17 protein-coding genes, 1 tRNA gene and 1 riboswitch are annotated in these 18,275 nt (G+C 49.0%); of the genes, 8 read left to right on the top strand and 10 right to left on the bottom strand.

Annotated features, from left to right (window positions below; all coding sequences use genetic code 11):
* Window positions 1-14: 14 nt before the first annotated feature.
* The 3 genes from Q0X97_RS06870 to Q0X97_RS06860 form a co-directional block, all read right to left on the bottom strand.
* On the bottom strand, window positions 15-431 hold the full coding sequence (locus Q0X97_RS06870) for an OsmC family protein (RefSeq protein ID WP_302067211.1): 417 nt from the start codon (window positions 429-431) through the stop codon (window positions 15-17).
* A 6-nt stretch (window positions 432-437) separates the two neighbouring features.
* On the bottom strand, window positions 438-935 hold the full coding sequence (rraA, locus tag Q0X97_RS06865) for a ribonuclease E activity regulator RraA (protein WP_126303887.1): 498 nt from the start codon (window positions 933-935) through the stop codon (window positions 438-440).
* A gap of 185 nt (window positions 936-1,120) precedes the next feature.
* The gene (locus tag Q0X97_RS06860; RefSeq protein ID WP_302067697.1) at window positions 1,121-2,005 is read right to left on the bottom strand and encodes a chorismate mutase; all 885 of its coding nucleotides are present in this window, start codon (window positions 2,003-2,005) and stop codon (window positions 1,121-1,123) included.
* A 119-nt stretch (window positions 2,006-2,124) separates the two neighbouring features.
* Between Q0X97_RS06860 and Q0X97_RS06855 the strand changes: the two genes are divergently transcribed.
* Window positions 2,125-4,248, top strand: a complete 2,124-nt coding sequence (locus Q0X97_RS06855; protein WP_302067214.1) for an AsmA family protein — start codon at window positions 2,125-2,127, stop codon at window positions 4,246-4,248.
* Window positions 4,249-4,326: 78 nt separating this feature from the next.
* Here Q0X97_RS06855 and Q0X97_RS06850 read toward each other — a convergent pair whose 3' ends face one another.
* Entirely contained in the window at window positions 4,327-5,469 is a 1,143-nt protein-coding gene (locus Q0X97_RS06850) for a class I SAM-dependent RNA methyltransferase (RefSeq protein WP_302067215.1), read from the bottom strand.
* A 355-nt stretch (window positions 5,470-5,824) separates the two neighbouring features.
* Here Q0X97_RS06850 and trpC point away from each other — a divergent pair, with 355 nt between their 5' ends.
* Complete coding sequence (gene trpC, locus Q0X97_RS06845; RefSeq protein WP_302067216.1) at window positions 5,825-6,607, top strand: indole-3-glycerol phosphate synthase TrpC; 783 nt, start codon at window positions 5,825-5,827, stop codon at window positions 6,605-6,607.
* 219 nt (window positions 6,608-6,826) lie between these two features.
* Here the strand turns inward: trpC and Q0X97_RS06840 are convergent, their stop codons facing one another.
* A complete protein-coding gene (locus Q0X97_RS06840) occupies window positions 6,827-9,652 on the bottom strand; it encodes a valine--tRNA ligase (RefSeq protein ID WP_302067217.1) in 2,826 nt (941 codons plus the stop codon).
* A 503-nt stretch (window positions 9,653-10,155) separates the two neighbouring features.
* Between Q0X97_RS06840 and Q0X97_RS06835 the strand changes: the two genes are divergently transcribed.
* Both Q0X97_RS06835 and Q0X97_RS06830 read left to right on the top strand, forming a co-directional pair.
* Window positions 10,156-10,449: a hypothetical protein gene (locus Q0X97_RS06835; RefSeq protein ID WP_302067218.1), complete on the top strand. Its 294-nt coding sequence runs from the start codon at window positions 10,156-10,158 to the stop codon at window positions 10,447-10,449.
* A 102-nt stretch (window positions 10,450-10,551) separates the two neighbouring features.
* Window positions 10,552-10,755, top strand: a complete 204-nt coding sequence (locus tag Q0X97_RS06830; RefSeq protein WP_302067219.1) for a hypothetical protein — start codon at window positions 10,552-10,554, stop codon at window positions 10,753-10,755.
* Window positions 10,756-10,757: 2 nt separating this feature from the next.
* On the opposite strand, the gene Q0X97_RS06825 is transcribed toward Q0X97_RS06830, so the two are convergent.
* The 3 genes from Q0X97_RS06825 to Q0X97_RS06815 form a co-directional block, all read right to left on the bottom strand.
* Entirely contained in the window at window positions 10,758-11,927 is a 1,170-nt protein-coding gene (locus Q0X97_RS06825; RefSeq protein ID WP_302067220.1) for an efflux RND transporter periplasmic adaptor subunit, read from the bottom strand.
* 361 nt (window positions 11,928-12,288) lie between these two features.
* The gene (locus Q0X97_RS06820) at window positions 12,289-13,686 is read right to left on the bottom strand and encodes an efflux transporter outer membrane subunit (RefSeq protein WP_302067221.1); all 1,398 of its coding nucleotides are present in this window, start codon (window positions 13,684-13,686) and stop codon (window positions 12,289-12,291) included.
* Window positions 13,687-13,750: 64 nt separating this feature from the next.
* A complete protein-coding gene (locus Q0X97_RS06815; RefSeq protein ID WP_085389347.1) occupies window positions 13,751-14,242 on the bottom strand; it encodes a MarR family transcriptional regulator in 492 nt (163 codons plus the stop codon).
* A gap of 582 nt (window positions 14,243-14,824) precedes the next feature.
* Window positions 14,825-14,869: riboswitch (PreQ1 riboswitch) on the top strand.
* 4 nt (window positions 14,870-14,873) lie between these two features.
* On the opposite strand from Q0X97_RS06815, the gene queF reads away from it, so the two are divergent.
* Together queF and Q0X97_RS06805 are read left to right on the top strand one after the other, a co-directional pair.
* Entirely contained in the window at window positions 14,874-15,347 is a 474-nt protein-coding gene (gene queF / locus Q0X97_RS06810; protein ID WP_085389346.1) for a preQ(1) synthase, read from the top strand.
* Between the two features lie 203 nt (window positions 15,348-15,550).
* On the top strand, window positions 15,551-16,231 hold the full coding sequence (locus Q0X97_RS06805) for a 7-cyano-7-deazaguanine/7-aminomethyl-7-deazaguanine transporter (protein WP_302067222.1): 681 nt from the start codon (window positions 15,551-15,553) through the stop codon (window positions 16,229-16,231).
* A gap of 66 nt (window positions 16,232-16,297) precedes the next feature.
* On the opposite strand, the gene Q0X97_RS06800 is transcribed toward Q0X97_RS06805, so the two are convergent.
* Both Q0X97_RS06800 and Q0X97_RS06795 read right to left on the bottom strand, forming a co-directional pair.
* Window positions 16,298-16,372, bottom strand: a tRNA-Arg gene (locus Q0X97_RS06800).
* 14 nt (window positions 16,373-16,386) lie between these two features.
* The gene (locus tag Q0X97_RS06795) at window positions 16,387-17,361 is read right to left on the bottom strand and encodes a polyprenyl synthetase family protein (RefSeq protein ID WP_302067223.1); all 975 of its coding nucleotides are present in this window, start codon (window positions 17,359-17,361) and stop codon (window positions 16,387-16,389) included.
* Window positions 17,362-17,604: 243 nt separating this feature from the next.
* On the opposite strand from Q0X97_RS06795, the gene rplU reads away from it, so the two are divergent.
* Window positions 17,605-17,913, top strand: a complete 309-nt coding sequence (gene rplU, locus Q0X97_RS06790; protein WP_302067224.1) for a 50S ribosomal protein L21 — start codon at window positions 17,605-17,607, stop codon at window positions 17,911-17,913.
* A gap of 19 nt (window positions 17,914-17,932) precedes the next feature.
* Window positions 17,933-18,205 carry a 50S ribosomal protein L27 gene (gene rpmA, locus Q0X97_RS06785; RefSeq protein ID WP_085389342.1) on the top strand — a complete coding sequence of 91 codons (273 nt, stop codon included), beginning with the start codon at window positions 17,933-17,935 and terminating at the stop codon, window positions 18,203-18,205.
* Window positions 18,206-18,275: the final 70 nt, after the last annotated feature.

The following is an 18,275-nucleotide window of genomic DNA, read 5'->3' as shown; positions in this document are numbered from 1 at the left end:
AAACCGCAGCGGCTTTATCCTTCGGCCACTTCGAAACTGTGCGTTATCTTGACCGCCTTGCCCAGCATAATCGAGGCCGAACAATATTTTTCCGCCGACATCTGCACGGCTTTTTCAATCGCGCTTTCTTTCAGGTTGCGGCCCAATACTTTGAAATGGATATGGATTTCCGTAAATACCCGCGGCGTTTCGTCGGCGCGTTTGGCCGTTACGATGGCTTGGCAGTCGGTGATGTCCTGACGTTGCTTTTCGGCAATCATCACCACGTCGATACTGGAACAGCCCGCCACGCCCATCAGCAGCAATTCCATCGGGCTGGGGCCGCGTTTGGGCTGTCCTTCGACAGGCATGCCTTCCATAATAACGCTGTGGCCTGCCTCGTTGGTAGCCACAAAGCATGAATTGTCCAACCATTTTGAAGTGATTTTCATCTCGGATTATTCCTCTTCCCGCAGCGGTTTTTCCGACACCAGAATGCCGTCCGAATCGCTGTACAGATAATGTCCGGGCGTGAAGGTTACGCCGCCGAACGATACGGCTGCATCCACTTGGCCCGCTCCGTCTTTCGCGCTTTTGCGCGGATTGGTGCCCAGTGCCTTCACGCCGAAATCAAGTGTGTTGATGGCTTCGCCGTCGCGGATCGCGCCGAAAATCACCGCGCCCGCCCAGCCGTTTGCCGCGCCCGCTCCGGCAATCATGTCGCCCATCAATGCGCTGTATAAAGAACCGCCGCCGTCCACCACCAGCACTTCGCCGTCGGAATGGGTATTCATCATCTGCTTGACCAAACCGTTGTCGCGGTCGCATTTAACCGTGCGGATTCTGCCGCAGAAGCTGTATCGGCGGCCGAAATGGCGGAACTGCGTTTCGCATGACGGCGTATCGGGGGCGGTGTCGATTAAGTCGGCGGTGGAAAAATAAAATTTCTCGCTCATGTTTCTCTCCTCGGTTATGGGGCGATCCCGTTTTCAGACGGCCTCTGATATTTATAGAAGGCATGAGGCCGTCTGAAACGCATTATAAATCATTTGCGGAAACGGAAAAGCGGCCGATGGCTTTGCCATATGTACGAGGCCGTCTGAATATCCTTTTTCAGACGGCCTCTTCGGAATTTCCGGCTCTAATCCTGCTGCAAGCTGTTGATCACGCCGTTTACACCGGCCGCCGCAGCAAGTTTGTATAAGATTTCCTGAGGCATGTCGCCATGCCACAAACGGGTAATGTTGGCGACAACGGGCAGATGGCTCACCTTGCGCACACGCACCACGGCATCGACATCCAAACGGTAGGGGTGCTCCGGTTCGAAACTGAGTGTGCCCGCTTCGCCGAGGATAATGTGGTGGTTGCCGCGCAAAGCGATATGTTCCGCTGCCACCAGCCACTCGTCGGCACGGTGGTGCTTGTCTTTACACAACACGACGGGAGTATTCAGACGGCCTACTTCGTCTTGAAGGGCGCGGTTGCTCATCAGTTCTCCCCCCAAATAGAGGACATCGGCCTCGGCATCCAGAGCAGGTGAGATCTGGCGGACATCGCGCACCCGCACGATCACGGGTTTGCCGGCGGCATGATGGCGTTGCACTTCGGCCTGCATGGTGCGGATTTGTTCCTTTTCGCTGCTCCGGTCGGTGTCGGCATAAGGGCGCGAAGGCAAATAGAAAGGATCGGCGAACACCGCATCGGCCATACCCGCACGGTTGCCATCGGCGGTAATATCCAGCATTTTTTCTCCGCCGAACGCCACACCGCGCACCGTGATGATGCTGTTTTCGGGCTGGGTTTCACGGCTGATGATGCGCCATTCGTTCAACACGCGGATGGCCCGCTCCACAAATGGCAGCCGTTCCAATTCGTTGGGATGGAACACGCGCTCGTCGCCCACCGCACCGATAATAGTACGCTCCTCGCCTTTGGAAACATGCTCCTGCAACCCGCGGCTGCGGATAAATGCCACCACACATTGTACCGCTTCGGCGGAAGCCTGTTTCTGCATCACGATAATCATCTGAATCTCCCTGATTGGCCTGACCGAATAGTAGCAATAATCATCCACATACGCCAACAAAGCACTTGTTCTGACGGCCTGTGTGCTATACTTCGACAATCCGTTTTTATTCTTTCATCATGATTTGCCTGCCCCGCTCCGGAAAATTCTGGCTGAGATTCATCGTATTCGGCGGTTTCATTACCATATTGCTGATATTCGGTTTTTACGCTTCGCTGCTGTATGTATTCAGCAGCGAACGCATTCATGCGCTGGCCGACGAATCGGTGGCCGACACGGGGCGCTCCATCCGCTTCAGCGACAAAATAGGCCGCAACTGGCTGCCCCGCCCGACCATCGTGTTACGCGATATCGTACTCAGCAAGCCCGACAGCAGCGCATCCGCCGTGCACATCGAAGAAATGAGCATCGGCCTCGCGTGGAGCGGCCTGTGGAACAACTCCCCCATTATCGAAAAATGGGTTGTTAAAGAAGCCGATGCCGAAATCACGCGCCGAAGCGACGGCAGTTGGAGCCTGCAAGATTTATGGAAAAAACCGGGCAAACCCGTTGAAGTCAACCGCCTGATTGTGGAAAACAGCCGTCTGAACATCAACCTGCCCGACGACAGCTATCACGTCCGGCAATTCGGTTTGAACATGGGAGACGAAAACGAAAACAGCCGCATTTTCCATTCCGAAGGCACCGTCAGCCGCGCTCCGACCGAAACCGCTTCGTGGAAAAGCAACGGCACACTGCGCCGCAACGGTAAACAATGGGAACTGCCCGCGCTGAATTTTGAAGCCCAAGCTCCCGTTAACGGCGAAACAGCCACCGTAGCGGCCACGGCGGATTTGGTTTGGCAGCCGCAAGCCGATACTTTATACACGCGCAACCTCAACCTGCGCGCCGACAGCTCGTGGCAGCAGTTGCACCTTACCGCCCGCAGCCCGCTGCTGCTTTGGAAAACCAATCATCTTACCGTCAGCAAATTGAGCGGCGTATTCACCGCCGGCGAAGGGCACAACCACTGGGACGGTTCGCTCTCCCTTGCCCGCGCCAGCCTGCGCCCCGGCATCGCCACCGCCAGCGAAATCGAACTCAACGGCAGCTACCGCACCGACACCCGACAAGCCACTTTCAATATTTCCGGCCCGCTGATCTGGCAGAAAAACAAGCTGTTGCAATCGGAAAACCTCCTAATCACCAGCCATCTCGACAACACCAAGTCCGCCCCCAATTCGCGCCTGATCAGCCGTTTGAACGGCAGTTTCTCTTTAGTGAACAACCGCAATTGGACAACCGAGTTGAAAGGGCTGTTCGACCGCCAGCCGGTTACTTTCTCGGCCGCTTACACGGCCGCGGGAGAAGACCCTGCCAAACTCACGGCCAAACTCAATCTGCAAAAACTGGCTCTCGCCCCCTATTGGAGCGACTTTCAGGCACAGGCGGGCAACCTCTACCCCGCCCTGCTCAACCGCCGCCAGATTCCCGATATCGAAGCAGACATCAAAATCGGCAGCCTCGCCATGCCCAATCTGCAAGTTAGCGACCTGCAAACGCTGCTTTATGCCGACAGCCGCCGCATCGCCCTTACCCATTTCCGCGCCGGCTTGTACGGCGGCACCACCGAAGGCGGCATCAGCATCGCCAACACCAATCCGCCCGCCTACCATCTGCAACAAAACGCACAAGGCGTGCAAATCCGCCCGCTGCTGCAAGATTTGCTCGGCTACCACAGCATCAGCGGCACCGGCGATGCCGTCATCGACCTTACGTCGCAAGGAAACGACCGCCGCAGCCTGACCAAAGCCCTTAACGGCAGCCTGCAACTGAACGTTTCCAACGGCGCATGGATGGGCGTGGACATGAACAACATTCTGCAAAGCGTGCGCAACAACACCGCCATCGGCGGCAACGGCCGCAATGTGCAAACCCCGTTCCGCCAATTTTCATTAACCAGCGATATCCGCAACGGCATCGGCAGCCACATCAATGCGGAATTCTTATCCGACGGCCTGAAAATCAGCAGCAACGGGCAAACCGACCTCAATACCCAAACCGTGTCGGAAAACGTATTGATAAGCAACACCCGCAATCCCGAAGCCAAACCCGTGCCGCTTAAAATCAGCGGGCCGTTAAGCAACCCTTCCGTTACCATCGACTTCAACCGCCTGACTTCCGGCCTAAACACGCCCGAAGAAAAACAACGCGCCTTGGCCGAGACGCTGAAAGAGCAATGGCAATGGCTGAATCCGCGCTGATTTGAGATTAAACAAACCAAAGAGGCCGTCTGAAAACAACCATGCTTTCAGACGGCCTCTTATCTTCTTCCGAGCCGCTTAACGGTTCGAGCCTTGCACCATATCCATCAAAAACAATCTGCAATCCAGATTGCCGTTATACAGCGGCACTTTGCGTTTGGGCGAAAGGCGCATGAACTTCGGCATGTCGCGGTCGCCGGTGAACATGCCCACCAGCCAGCCTGCGTAATGCTGCTTCAGCCAAGTGCCCAGTTGCGGATACAAAGCCTGCAATGCCTGCACTTCGGCCAAGCGCACGCCGTAGGGCGGGTTGGAAATCATGATGCCGTTTTCACCGTTGGGGCGCACGGATTGCGCGTCTTTCACTTCCCAGCGGATGATGTCGTCCACTTCCGCCGCCTGCGCGTTGGCAATCGCAGTCCGTATCATGTGGCGGTCGTTGTCGCTGCCGCCTATGGCAGAGGCCGTCTGAAACTGGATTTGCTGCTCGGCTTCGCGGCGGATTTTTTCCCACAACGTTTTATCGAACCCTTGCAGTTTTTCAAATCCGAAACGGCGCATCAGGCCGGGGGCGCGGCGGGTGGCAATCCATGCCGCTTCGATGGCAATCGTGCCGCTGCCGCAAAACGGGTCTTGAAACGGCTGCGTGCCGTCGTAACCGGCCAGCAGCAGCAAACCGGCGGCCAGATTTTCGCGCAACGGCGCTTCGCCGGTTTCTTGGCGGTAGCCGCGTTTGAACAAGGCTTCGCCGCTGGTGTCGATAAAAATCTGCACGGTTTTGTCGTTGATAAAGGCGTGAATGCGTACGTCGGGCTGCACTTTGCCCACGCTCGGGCGGGCGTTGCAGGCTTCGCGGAACGCGTCGCACAGGGCATCTTTGATTGTCAGGCCGACAAAATCAAGGCTCTTCACCCGCGCGCGCTTGCCTTCTACTTTCACTTTGAAGGTCTGTTCCAGCGCAAACCAGTTTGTCCAACGGATATTGCGGGCGAGTTTGTAGATGTCGTTTTCGTCGCGGTAGCTGCCTTTGGTCAGTTGCAGCAGCACGCGGCTGGAGGTGCGCGAATGAAGGTTGACGCGGTAAACGTGTTCCAACGTGCCTTTGCAGGCAACGCCGCCGTCGGTCGCTTCAATCTGCGTGCAGCCTTGTGCGGCCAATTCTTCGGACAGTACGGTTTCCAAACCGCGCGGGCAGGTAATAAACAGGGAATATTGGGTCATGGCACTTTCTTTGTGAAGAAGCATTCAGGCCGTCTGAATGCGGTAGAAAAAACCGATTATAGCCGATAAACTGGCCGGTGCTCGGGTAAAAATGGCCGCCGCCTCTCTTTGGGCAGACATTCGGCTTGCTCCGTTAAAGCGGCCGCCTCCTTGTTTACAAGCCGAAGCCATTTCCCGTTGCACTCCGCTGCCACACTTGCCCGGCTTCGGCCCGCTTGCCGCCAAGCCTTGAACCGCATCACTGTCCGAGCATTTTGCCGATGGTTTAGACCGTCTGAATTGTTTTCAGACGGCCTTATCTTTATACTTCCATAGTTCAAAAATATTTAACCGCGTCTACATTCGAAAGCCCGTCATGACCGACATTCTAAACAAAATCCTAGCCACCAAAGCCGAAGAAGTGGCCGCCGCCAAAGCCGCCGTTCCCCTTGCGGAAATCAAACGCCGTGCCGAAGCCGCCGCTCCGCCGCGCGGATTTGCCGCCGCGATTCATGCCAAACATGCCGCCGGTTTGCCCGCCGTAATTGCCGAAGTAAAAAAAGCCAGCCCGTCGAAAGGTTTGATCCGGTTGGATTTCCATCCGGTAGAAATCGCACAAGCCTACCAACGCGCGGGAGCGGCCTGCTTGTCGGTGTTGACCGACGAACAATATTTCCAAGGTTCGCCCGAATATTTGAAGCAGGTAAAAGCCGCCGTAGAACTGCCCGTGTTGCGTAAAGATTTCATCATCGACGACTATCAGATTTACCAAGCCCGGGCATGGGGAGCCGATGCCGTCCTGCTGATTGCCGCCGCATTGGAAGCCGAAGAGCTCGAACAATTCGAGCGTACCGCCCACTCGCTCGGCATGTCGGTGTTGCTGGAGCTGCATGATAAAAGCGAGCTGGAAAAATGCCGCAATCTCACCACACCGCTATGGGGCGTGAACAACCGCAACCTGCGCACGTTTGAAGTGTCGCTGCAACAAACGCTCGACCTGCTGCCCTCGCTCGACGGCAAAACCGTGGTTACCGAAAGCGGCATCGGCAGCAAGCAAGACGTGGAATTCATGCGGCAGCACGGCGTACACACGTTTCTAATCGGCGAAACCTTTATGCGCGCGGATGATATCGAAGCAGCGGTAAAATCTTTGTTTTAAACTTTTATAGCCAATAAACTTAACCCGCTTCGTCGTTGCCGTGCTTTAGTTCAAAGAAAATGATTTTGTAAACCTTTGAAGCGGCAATAAAATTCGTTCCGTATTGCTTGTACTGTCTGCGATTTGCCGTCAGCTAACCGATAAAAGAAAGGCCGTCTGAAAGCGAACTAGGTGAGCTTCGCTAAAAATTTCAGACGGCCTCTTTTTAAACACCGGCTTTTATTTCAACTTAGCCAGTTGCGCTTGTACTTTCGCCATTTTGTCTTCCAACTCGGCCAGCTCGGCGCGGTCTTTTTCGACCAGATGCGCGGGGGCTTTGTCGGTGTAGCCGGGTTTGCTGAGTTTGGCGTTGAGTTTGTCCAACGCTTTTTGCAGCTTCTCGGCTTCTTTGTTCAGGCGGGCAGTTTCGGCGGCTTTGTCGATTTCCACTTTCAACATCAGGCGCGCGTTTTGGCAAACGGCCACCGGCGCATCTTCGCTTTCGGGCAGTTTGCCGACCAGCTTGGCTTCGGTCAAACGCGCCATCATCGGCACATATTTCAGCAAGGCTTCCAAATCTTTGCCGCCTTCGACAAACAACGGTGCTTTCACGCTCGGTGCCAAGCCCATTTCGCCGCGCAGATTGCGCACCGCGCCGATTAAGTCTTGCAGTGCGGCCATTTGTTCAAACGCGGCGGGCACGATTTTTTCGTTGTCGGCAAGCGGCCAAGCGGCCATCATGATGCTGTCGGTTTTCTTGGCGTTCGCCAGCGGCGCAACGGCCTGCCACAGCTCTTCGGTAATGAACGGCATAATCGGGTGCATCAGGCGCAGCACCACTTCCAACACGCGCACCAAAGTGCGGCGGGTGGCGCGCTGAGTGGATTCGCAGCCGGTTTGCAGCTGCACTTTCGCCAGCTCGATATACCAGTCGCAATATTCGTTCCACACGAATTCATACAGCGTTTGCGCTGCCAAATCAAAGCGGTAGGTATCGAATGCTTCGGCAACGGCGGCCTCGGTTTGTTGCAGGCGGCCGATAATCCATTGGTCGACAAAGCTGTACGCCAGCGGCAGGGTTTCGTCTTGGCCGCAGTCTTTCTCTTCGGTGTTCATCAACACGAAATTGGTGGCGTTCCACAGCTTGTTGCAGAAATTGCGGTAGCCTTCGGCGCGTTTGAAATCGAAATTGATGCTGCGGCCGAGGCTGGCGTAGCTCGCCATCGTGAAGCGCAATGCGTCGGTGCCGAACACGGGAATGCCTTCGGGAAACAGTTTTTCGGTGGCTTTTTTCACTTGCGGCGCTTTTTCGGGGCGGCGCAGGCCGGTGGTGCGTTTCACCAGCAGGCTTTCGAGGTCGATGCCGTCGATTAAGTCGACAGGGTCAATCACGTTGCCTTCGGACTTCGACATTTTCTTGCCTTCGTGGTCGCGTACCATACCGTGGATATACACGTCTTTAAACGGCACTTTACCGGTGAAGTGGGTGGTCATCATAATCATGCGCGCCACCCAGAAGAAGATGATTTCGTAGCCGGTTACCAATACGTTGCTCGGCAAGAAGGCTTTCAATTCTTCGGTTTCAGACGGCCAGCCCAAAGTGGAGAACGGCACCATTGCAGACGAGAACCAAGTGTCCAGCACGTCTTCGTCGCGGGTTAAGCCGCTTTTGCCTGCCAGTTTTTCCGCCTCTTCCTGATTGCGGGCAACGTAAACGCGGCCGTCTGAATCGTACCAAGCGGGAATCTGATGGCCCCACCACAGTTGGCGCGAAATACACCAATCTTGGATATTGTTCATCCATTGGTTGTAGGTGTTGACCCAGTTTTCGGGGATAAACTTCACTTGGCCGGAATCCACCGCGTGTTTGGCTTTTTCGGCCAAGCTCATACCGGCAAACTCGCCAGCCGGTTCGCCGCCGTTGGGCTTCGCGCTCATCGCCACAAACCATTGGCTGGTCAGCATCGGCTCGATGACGCTGCCGGTGCGGTCGCCTTTCGGGGTCATCAAGGTGTGCGGTTTCACTTCCACCAACAAACCTTGCGCTTCCAAATCGGCCACGATTTGCTTGCGGGCGGCGAAGCGGTCCAAACCTGCGTAGGCTTCGGGCAAAGCAATGCCTGTCTGAACCTCGCCTTTGTAGTTGAATACTTCGGCTTGGCTTAAAACTTTCGCTTCCAAATCAAACACATTGATTAAAGCCGTATCGTGGCGTTTGCCGACTTCGTAGTCATTGAAATCATGTGCGGGCGTAATCTTCACGCAGCCGGTGCCGAAATCTTTTTCCACATATTCGTCGGCAATCACGGGAATGGTGCGGCCGGTAAGCGGCAACACCAGTTCTTTGCCGATTAAATGGCGGTAACGCTCATCTTCAGGATGAACCGCCACCGCTACGTCGCCCAACATGGTTTCGGGGCGGGTGGTGGCCACAATCACGCTTTCAGACGGCCTCTCCGCCAACGGATAGCGGATGTGCCACATGCTGCCCTGCTCTTCCACGCTTTCCACTTCGAGGTCGGAAACGGCGGTGCCGAGCACAGGATCCCAGTTCACCAAACGCTTGCCGCGGTAAATCAAACCCTGCTCAAACAGGCGCACGAACACTTCGGTAACCACTTCGGCGCGGGTCTCGTCCATCGTGAAATATTCGCGGCTCCAGTCGGCCGAACAACCCATACGGCGCATTTGTTCGGTAATCGTGCCGCCGGACATGTTTTTCCATTCCCACACTTTTTCAAGAAAGGCTTCGCGCCCCAAATCGTGACGGGAAACGCCTTTTTCGGCCAACTGGCGCTCCACCACGATCTGCGTGGCGATACCGGCGTGGTCGGTGCCGGGAATCCAGCAGGTATTGCGGCCTTTCATGCGGTAATAACGCGTGAGGCCGTCCATAATCGTTTGGTTGAAGGCATGCCCCATGTGCAGGGTGCCGGTAACGTTGGGCGGAGGAAGCTGGATGGAGAACGATTCTGCAGCGGCCATATCCGGCTGGAAATAGCCTTGCGATTGCCAGTTTTGATAATGTTTGGCTTCGATTTCGGCGGGATTATATTTGTCTAGCATGATGTTTTTCGTATTGGCTGGAAATGATTCTGAATTGGCAGATTATAACGCAAACGGCTGTCTGAAGTTAGAAGCATAACGGGCAATCCGGCCGTTTCATGATTCGTTCTGATGTGGTTCCGGTTGCGAACGAGGCCGTCTGAAAAAGATTTTCAGACGGCCTGAGTATGTTGTGAAAGAAAAATATGGAATGGAAACGATTCCGCCCCGCCGTTTATCGCAAACTAAAAAGGGTAAATTTTGCCAAGGCTTCAGGTTGTTTATGTTGCGGATTAAACGGTATTTCTGCTCTATTGTAAGGATCTTCAACTTCAAAATGATAAGAAATGAACAATATCGAAATGCCGTCTGAAAACACTTACTTACAAACTCCCAATACCGTGCCGGCCCATCAAAACCAAATCAAAATCATGTTTACATCATTGATTTAATTTAATCTTTTTTTACTGCCGTATTTTAGAGCATTTTTGAACTTTTCTTCTTTCAGCTTTTCTCACAGGAACATGTTACAGAACATGGTGTTTTTTATTAATCTTGAAGAAGAGGATGTACTGATGAAAAAATTTATCGCACTTTTAACTACCGCCGCATTGTCTGCCACCGTAATGGCAGCACCTGTTGAAAAAGCGGCCACCAACAAGGTAGAGGAAAAAGTAACAGGCTCCAAATCTGCTAAGTCTGCCAAAAAAACCAAGAATTCAACCAAAGCAGCTACCGGCACGGCTACAACCGGCGCTGCTACTGCCACTCCTTTAGACGCTTCGGGCGTAGGAGCGGCTAGCGGTGTGGTGAAATAATAACCCGCCCGTTAAATCCAACTGCTCTGAAAAGCCTGTCCTTTGAGGACAGGCTTTCTTTTTTTAAATATTTAACGGCTTGATCGGGGCGGACGAATAATCATGCCGTACCGCGAAATACCCATACCCCGCGCGCTCAAATCCAATCAACAACTCTCGTTATCAAGCCACAATGAACAGCGGCACGGTAAAAAAATGCCGTCTGAAAACATTCAGACGGCCTCTCGGTTTATGTGTAATGTTTGGATTTTCTATGCCTATATTCAAAATAACCTGCTGATACAGGGAAAACTGTTTGAAACATAATGCTATTTTGCATATCTTTCGAATATCTGTTCAATCAGAGCATCAGCAGAAGACCAATCGGTTACGTCCGCTTCCGGCATATCCGTCTTCTTTCCCATTCCTTCCGATACTGCTTTGCCGTCTCCCGCACTTGCCGTATCCACTTTGGCTGTCATTGACAACCCTACACGCAGCGGATTGGCTTTCAATTCACGTGCATCCAAACTGATGCGTACCGGCACGTGCTGCACCATATCTGTGGATTCGGCTTTTCCGCTGCTGGAAAAAACGCTGCCCGAACCAACCGACAATCCTATAACTTTACCGTGATAAGTTACTCTGCTTCCATATAAATCCGCAGTCATCTCTACCGGCTGCCCAATGCGCATTTTACGCAACTGGGTTTCTTTAAAATTGGCATCAACCCACAGATTCTGCAAAGGAACAACCGACATAACCGCTACTCCGGGTTCAACCCGTTGCCCCACTTGAATATTCCTTTTGGCAATTTGCCCTGCTGTCGGTGCCCGGATTTGTGTTCTCTGAAGATTCAACCAAGCATCTTTAATGTGGCTGATTGCAGTTTGTACGGCAGGCTGCTGGCGTAAAGGCACGTTCTTACCCAACATCGCCCGCGTAGAAACCTCCTCGGCTTCCATCGCTTTTAAAGCTGCCTGTGCCTGAATAACCGCCGCCCGCGCATGGCTTAATTCTTCTCCCGAAATGGCATCCGTTCCCGCTAGGGACTCACGGCGGCGCAAATCCGCTTGGGCTTTGGCCAAATCTGCTTTATGCAATAAAACTTGGGCTTTGGTTTGGGTTGAAATGGCCGCCTGTTGCTTATTTTTACGGATTGCCTGAATCAATTCGTTTTGAGCCCTGTCGTAAGCCAGTTGGAAATCACTATCGTCCAATAAAACCAGCACATCGCCTTTTTTAACAATATCGGTATCATCCGCCATTACTTTGCGTACAGAACCGGCTATCTGAGGCGTAATCTGAACCGAATGCCCTGCAACATAAGCATCTTCCGTGGTTTCTTCATGCTGCCAAACTAAGAAATACATCATGGCAAACCCCAGCGACAATGCAATAAAAAGCAGCGTAACCAGAGTTAAATTGCGCATGTATCGAGAAGACAAAGAAGGCTTAGATGCTGTATCTGTCGCGTTGTTTTGTGAAGTATTCATCATCCCGTTTATTCCGATTGATTTTCTTCAAAATCTACATTTCAGACGGCATCCATTGAAGCGGGCCGACATTATTATTGTAAAAAAAATTCATTCATCAAAAACAAAATTTCTTTGTATCAAAGCTGTTTTAAAATGAATTTATCGCTTATAAATTCTTTTTATTTTATAGCTATGGCAGTTTCTTAAGCAAGTTATAGTACAGCTAAATATTAAGCACTTTCCAAGCCTGACGCATCTGCTGCGCATAACAGAATAAAATAAAAAACTAAAATTTATCAATGATATAAAATATAAAAATTCAGACGACCTATACAACTTAGGCCGTCTGAACTGAAGAATTCCCATCGGATTTTATACTCTGTCACATCTTAAAACCGCCACCCAATTGGGCATGTACATTACTCCATGCGATCGCCAAATCCGCTTTGGTTTGTACTGCTTTCGTTTTCAATTTTAAAGTTTCATCCCGTTTTTGCAAATGAGTCAGGCCGTTATCCAGCCCTGCACGCACACGACGCAAAGTAGCTGCCTCCGCTTTCTGTGCCGTATTGACAATACGCTCCCGAAAGGCAACCTGCTGTTGCAGATTTTGATAATCGTTGATTGCATCGGCCGCAGAGCGCATAGCATTCAATACCGTTTGATCATAAATAGCAACTTGTTCATTATATTGAGCATTTCTCACTGCCAACTGAGATTGCAATACTCCCGACTGAAAAATCGGCAACCTCAATGCCGGTGAAATACCCACAGCGGCCGAGCTTTTTGCTTTCACCACATCAAAAGCATCAATATGTGCCAATCCGGCTAATAATTTCAATTCTATATTGGGATAAAATTGAGCTTTGGTTTCTTGAATATTATGAAATTTTGCCTGTAACAAAGTACGTTGTGCCGCAATATCAGGACGGCTGCCCAACAAGTCCGCACGCACATGCCCCACTGCCAAACTCGGAACAGAAGAAACCAAACCGGGTTGCTTATCGGCCAAAGCATTCGGGGTTTTACCGACTAAAGCAGCCAAACTATAACGAACCGATTTCTCTATACGCTCAAGTTGGAGTAACTCTATCTGCAATTGCTGCTGCGTCAACTCTGATTGATAAACCGCACTTGTCGGTAAAATCTTCGCCTGAACACGACGCATCAGCAGTTTTTCAGAGTCTTTGGCAATATCAATACGCTGGCGGATAATCTTCTGCTGTTCAACCACCGCTTGCCATGCAAAATATTGCGCTGCTACCGCATTGGCCAACTCAAGGCGCAATTGGGCCGCCTCATAAGCAATTGCTTTCCTACGCCCGAGAGCAGAAGCGATGCGAGAACGATTTTTACCCCAGAAATCAAACACCCAGCGATTTTGCAAAGCAGTATGGGCCATTAACAAAGTATGATCAGTATTACCTTGATTAGCAACAGGTTTGGAGTTTGTATATATACCAACTCCTTGTGCGATTAAGCTCACTTGCGTTTTGGAAGAGCCCTGTGCCACACCAAGCTCTGCTTCCGCCTGATCAAGGCGGGCTTTGACTATACGTAGTTTAGGGGAAGTTTGAAGTGCTTCTTTTACTAAAGCATTAAGATTGGGATCACGCAGTTGCTCCCACCAAGCAGCTTGTGCGATTTGAGTTGACTGCCCCTCCGGTAACGAATACGCCGTTGGAACTTCCAACGGCGCCTGCTTACCGAATGGCGCGCAGGCACCGAGCGTACATAAAGTCAGGATGCTCAGCCTGCGAACGATAAATTTAAATTTCATGACGGGCTCTATACTCTATACATATATAGTAGGTTTCGCCCACAACTTTATACTAAACCAACTATTAACCTAACCGAGTCAACAGTTTACTTAGCAGATGTTGAAGTTGGGCATAGTCTTCATCGGTAAAGTCTTCCCATGCCTCGCCGCTTTTGTTAGAAATTTGCGGCCAAATTTTCTGAATGAAAGCTTCACCTTCCGGCGTTAATTTTAACACGATTTGGCGACGATCCTGCTGATTGATATGCCGTTCTACCCAGCCGCGGTCTACCATTTCATCCGATAAGCGGGTTGCACTGGTTCGAGTAAGATCCATCAGATCGCTCAACCGTGATGGCAATATCTCGCTATTCGGGCTTACATATACAGCCATCATAGCGAACCATAGGTTTTCATTAATACCGAATTCTTTCAAACTCTCATTCAAATGGCTGCTTAAGCGCTCGGTAACTACACGCAGCAAACGGCTTGATTGGGTTTGCTGTTCGGAAAATTCAGGTAAACGCCCTGACAACAAGCGCAGAGCATTAACCAATTCAGCTTGCGAAAAACTCATTATATTCTCTTCTCGGTGTTAGTCATGAATAATGCAGCCATCTGCTTTTAAAATACGCTAAAATCTTCATTTAACACATTAAAAAGACAGAATTGCTTCTAAATGCCTACATATTAATCCAACTGTTACCTATCCCGATGAAAAACCAGATAATCGGTTTACACCACCAACAGGCGGCTTGCATTTAGCATACAACTCCCATCCACCTGAAAAATAAACCGCTCATCCTGACTCAACATGCCATCACTGCCTATAATTTAGGCAATTTTAAGACGACAAATTGAAATTACTTAAGTTTGAAGCAAAAACAACAGTCAAATATCGGCTCGTTTTTAGACCTCTTCCCACGACATAGTTCGAACCCACAACATTTCTTTACGCCGTATGCATGTTGCACAATGTTCACTTTTACTCTTTTATATTTTTAAATACAATAAGTTATAAAAAATAAAGTTGTTGATTTTTACTTTTAACAAAAATAAAAGGATAACTTGTATAAAAATCTTTACAGTAACTCCTGTTGCATTTTACATACACACAAACTTTACCTACTGTATTAAAATAAAAATTTATACTTCTATACACACTGTGGTTCGCAAACCTCCCACATTAAAAAACTAAGGACCTTTTCATGACTCGCAAAACAGAAGAATTACACGGTATTTCTTTATTGGGCAATCAAAACACCCAATATAAAACCGAATACGCTCCAGAAGTACTAGAGGCATTTGAAAACAAACATCCTGACAATGATTATTTTGTTAAATTCATTTGCCCTGAATTTACTAGCCTTTGCCCAATGACAGGACAACCGGATTTTGCCACGATTCACATCCGCTATATTCCCCACATCAAAATGGTGGAAAGCAAATCACTCAAACTGTATCTCTTCAGTTTCCGCAATCATGGCGATTTTCATGAAGATTGCGTCAACATCATCATGAAAGACCTAATCAAACTGATGCAACCTAAATATATCGAAGTATTCGGTGAATTTACTCCGCGCGGAGGCATTGCCATCCATCCTTTTGCCAATTACGGCAAGGCTGGTACGGAATTTGAAAAACTCGCCCGTGACCGTCTATTTGCACACGATACTCTTTGATTTCTATAAATCAGCAAACGCACAATATATTTAATCCAATATATTGTTATCTGCCTTACCCATCCGCTAGCCATAAAACGGTTAAGGCAATAACTCCCTATAAATCAATTATCTGAAATTCACTTATTTAAACAGGTATTTATTACCAAAATGCCATGCGATTTCAGTTTGAAACAAAACTGCTTTCCGAAAGATCACTAAATATGTACCAATTTAATTCCGCACAACAAAAAAAAGCCCTCATTTGGCTTTCTCTTTTTCATATTTTAATCATAGCTTCCAGTAATTATCTGGTTCAGTTCCCATTTGAAATCTTTAACATGCATACTACTTGGGGAGCATTTACCTTCCCTTTTATCTTTCTTGCAACTGATTTAACCGTACGTATTTTCGGGCAACGCCTCGCCCACCGTATTATTTTCCGAGTAATGTTACCGGCATTGGTTTTGTCATATGCCTTTTCTGTTTTATTCAGTGAAGGAAACTGGACAGGTTGGAGCTCTTTATCTTCATTTAATACCTTCGTCGGGCGTATTGCACTCGCCAGTTTTTCCGCTTATGCAGTTGGACAATTTTTAGATATTTTTATTTTCAACAAGCTACGCAGTTTAAAATCATGGTGGATTGCACCGACAACATCAACCTTTATCGGCAATGCAATGGATACTTTAGTATTTTTCAGTATCGCATTTTATGCAAGCAGTGATACTTTTATGGCAGCAAACTGGCCGGAAATTGCGTTGGTAGATTACGCATTTAAACTAATCATATGCACCTTATTTTTCCTGCCCGCATACGGCGTTATGTTAAACGTTTTGACAAAAAAACTGACAACCTTGAAAATCAAAGAAAGCGCCAAGGAGTTTATTACACAAAAAATATAGCTATCACTCTTTAGTTTAATTAAAGTAAAAAGGCCGTCTGAAAACTTTTCAGACGGCCTTTAATTGTGGCCCCGCCGACAGGAATCGAACCTGTATTTTACGCTTAGGAGGCATACGTTCTATCCGTTGAACTACGGCGGGATAAAACAAGGCTATTAAGAAACTCTCGCTAACGACTCTTCCGCCAATTGACGCATAGCTTGCGTAACCTCGTTATCAGGCAATATATTCAAACAAGCAACGGCTTTTTCCACAGCTTTTTTTGCTTCGTTAACAGAATAGGATAATGCCTCAGAATGGGTAACATGGCGATAAATTTGATCGAAACAGCTGCGGTCAGCATTTTCCAAAGCTTGACGAACATCTGAGGCTACTGATTCATTCCCTTGCCTCATCAAATAGATAAGCGGCAAAGTCGGTTTACCTTCTGCCAAATCATCACCGACATTTTTGCCGATTTCTACCGTGTCTCCCGAATAATCCAATACATCGTCAATAATCTGAAAAGCCGTACCTACATACATACCGTAGTCTTTTAAGGCTTGCTCTTGCTCCGATGTAGCACCGGCCAAAATTGCCCCCACTTGCGCCGCTGCCTCAAACAATTTGGCAGTTTTATACTGGATAACACGAACGTACTCAGCTTCAGTAATATCAGTATTCCCAATATTCATTAGCTGCATTACTTCACCTTCGGCAATAATATTAGTGGCATCCGCCATGATCTCTAAAATTTTCATACTCCCCGAACCCACCATCAATTGAAAAGCACGGGTATATAAAAAATCACCTACCAACACGGCAGCAGCATTACCAAAAAGATTATTTGCCGTTTCACGTCCGCGACGCAATTTACTCTCATCAACTACATCGTCATGCAATAAAGTTGAAGTATGGATAAACTCTACCATCGCCGCAAGCGAATACAGTTTCTGATCATCATACCCTAAAGCTTTACCAGCCAAAATCGTGATAATCGGACGTAATCGCTTTCCGCCAGCACTAATGATATAAGTGCCGATTTGTGAAATCAAAGCTACTTCAGACTGCACAGCCTGATTAATCACAACATTGACTTTGGCAAGATCGTCATTCAGATGACGTTGGAAATAAGGCAGATTTTCAAGCATGACTTAAACGGTTTCAGGTAATGCGCAAAATAACGCGGATTCTTCGTATAGGATATAAAATAAAACACAACGTTTAATTATAACAGCAAAGGCTGCCTGCTGCATAAGCTCCAATTTCTCAAGGGGTTTCTAACTTAATATTTTAAAAATAAACTTTGACAAAACAGATAAATAAAAATAAAATGCAAAATTCTGTGCATGGGGCACAGATATTTTAAAACCTGAATTCTCATGGAGTTGAGTATGTACGCGGTCGTAAAAACCGGCGGTAAACAATACAAAGTTACCGTTGGCGAAAAATTGAAAATAGAACAGATACCAGCCAAACTCGACAGCCAAATCGAACTGAACGAAGTTTTGATGATTGCTGACGGCGAATCTGTAAAAGTTGGTGCACCCTTTATCGAAGGTGCAAAAGTAACAGCTAAAGTAATCGCTCACGGTCGTGGCGAAAAAGTACGCATTTTCAAAATGCGCCGTCGCAAACACTACCAAAAGCGTCAAGGTCATCGCCAAAATTTCACCCAAATCGAAATCGTGGCAATCGCTTAATTAATTAGGAGTAAATAAAATGGCAACCAAAAAAGCTGGTGGTAGCTCTAAAAACGGTCGCGATTCAGAAGCCAAACGCTTAGGTGTGAAAGCCTTCGGCAATGAACTGATTCCTGCCGGTTCAATCATTGTACGTCAACGTGGTACACGTTTCCATGCAGGCGAAAACGTGGGTATGGGTAAAGACCATACTCTGTTTGCAAAAGTTGACGGTTATGTTGAGTTCAAAACCAAAGGTGCACTAAACCGTAAAACCGTAAGTGTGCGCCCTTATACCGGTGCTGATGAATAATTAAGTTAGTATATCAGTACAATTAAATAAATATAAAACTGCACTTTGAAAGTTCTACTTTTAAAGTGCA

It is taken from the genome of Neisseria sp. MVDL19-042950, assembly GCF_030504625.1.
Classification (GTDB): domain Bacteria; phylum Pseudomonadota; class Gammaproteobacteria; order Burkholderiales; family Neisseriaceae; genus Neisseria.
The sequence above is the reverse complement of the archived record's forward strand: the minus strand, read 5'-3'. Positions and strand labels throughout refer to the sequence as shown.

What these genes read in the sequence shown, in the direction of transcription:
- Q0X97_RS06870 (WP_302067211.1), bottom strand. Translation starts at nt 431, where the DNA reads ATGAAAATCACTTCAAAATGGTTGGACAATTCATGCTTTGTGGCTACC.
- rraA (WP_126303887.1), bottom strand. Translation starts at nt 935, where the DNA reads ATGAGCGAGAAATTTTATTTTTCCACCGCCGACTTAATCGACACCGCC.
- Q0X97_RS06860 (WP_302067697.1), bottom strand. Translation starts at nt 2,005, where the DNA reads ATGATTATCGTGATGCAGAAACAGGCTTCCGCCGAAGCGGTACAATGT.
- Q0X97_RS06855 (WP_302067214.1), top strand. Translation starts at nt 2,125, where the DNA reads ATGATTTGCCTGCCCCGCTCCGGAAAATTCTGGCTGAGATTCATCGTA.
- Q0X97_RS06850 (WP_302067215.1), bottom strand. Translation starts at nt 5,469, where the DNA reads ATGACCCAATATTCCCTGTTTATTACCTGCCCGCGCGGTTTGGAAACC.
- trpC (WP_302067216.1), top strand. Translation starts at nt 5,825, where the DNA reads ATGACCGACATTCTAAACAAAATCCTAGCCACCAAAGCCGAAGAAGTG.
- Q0X97_RS06840 (WP_302067217.1), bottom strand. Translation starts at nt 9,652, where the DNA reads ATGCTAGACAAATATAATCCCGCCGAAATCGAAGCCAAACATTATCAA.
- Q0X97_RS06835 (WP_302067218.1), top strand. Translation starts at nt 10,156, where the DNA reads ATGTTACAGAACATGGTGTTTTTTATTAATCTTGAAGAAGAGGATGTA.
- Q0X97_RS06830 (WP_302067219.1), top strand. Translation starts at nt 10,552, where the DNA reads ATGCCGTACCGCGAAATACCCATACCCCGCGCGCTCAAATCCAATCAA.
- Q0X97_RS06825 (WP_302067220.1), bottom strand. Translation starts at nt 11,927, where the DNA reads ATGATGAATACTTCACAAAACAACGCGACAGATACAGCATCTAAGCCT.
- Q0X97_RS06820 (WP_302067221.1), bottom strand. Translation starts at nt 13,686, where the DNA reads ATGAAATTTAAATTTATCGTTCGCAGGCTGAGCATCCTGACTTTATGT.
- Q0X97_RS06815 (WP_085389347.1), bottom strand. Translation starts at nt 14,242, where the DNA reads ATGAGTTTTTCGCAAGCTGAATTGGTTAATGCTCTGCGCTTGTTGTCA.
- queF (WP_085389346.1), top strand. Translation starts at nt 14,874, where the DNA reads ATGACTCGCAAAACAGAAGAATTACACGGTATTTCTTTATTGGGCAAT.
- Q0X97_RS06805 (WP_302067222.1), top strand. Translation starts at nt 15,551, where the DNA reads ATGTACCAATTTAATTCCGCACAACAAAAAAAAGCCCTCATTTGGCTT.
- Q0X97_RS06795 (WP_302067223.1), bottom strand. Translation starts at nt 17,361, where the DNA reads ATGCTTGAAAATCTGCCTTATTTCCAACGTCATCTGAATGACGATCTT.
- rplU (WP_302067224.1), top strand. Translation starts at nt 17,605, where the DNA reads ATGTACGCGGTCGTAAAAACCGGCGGTAAACAATACAAAGTTACCGTT.
- rpmA (WP_085389342.1), top strand. Translation starts at nt 17,933, where the DNA reads ATGGCAACCAAAAAAGCTGGTGGTAGCTCTAAAAACGGTCGCGATTCA.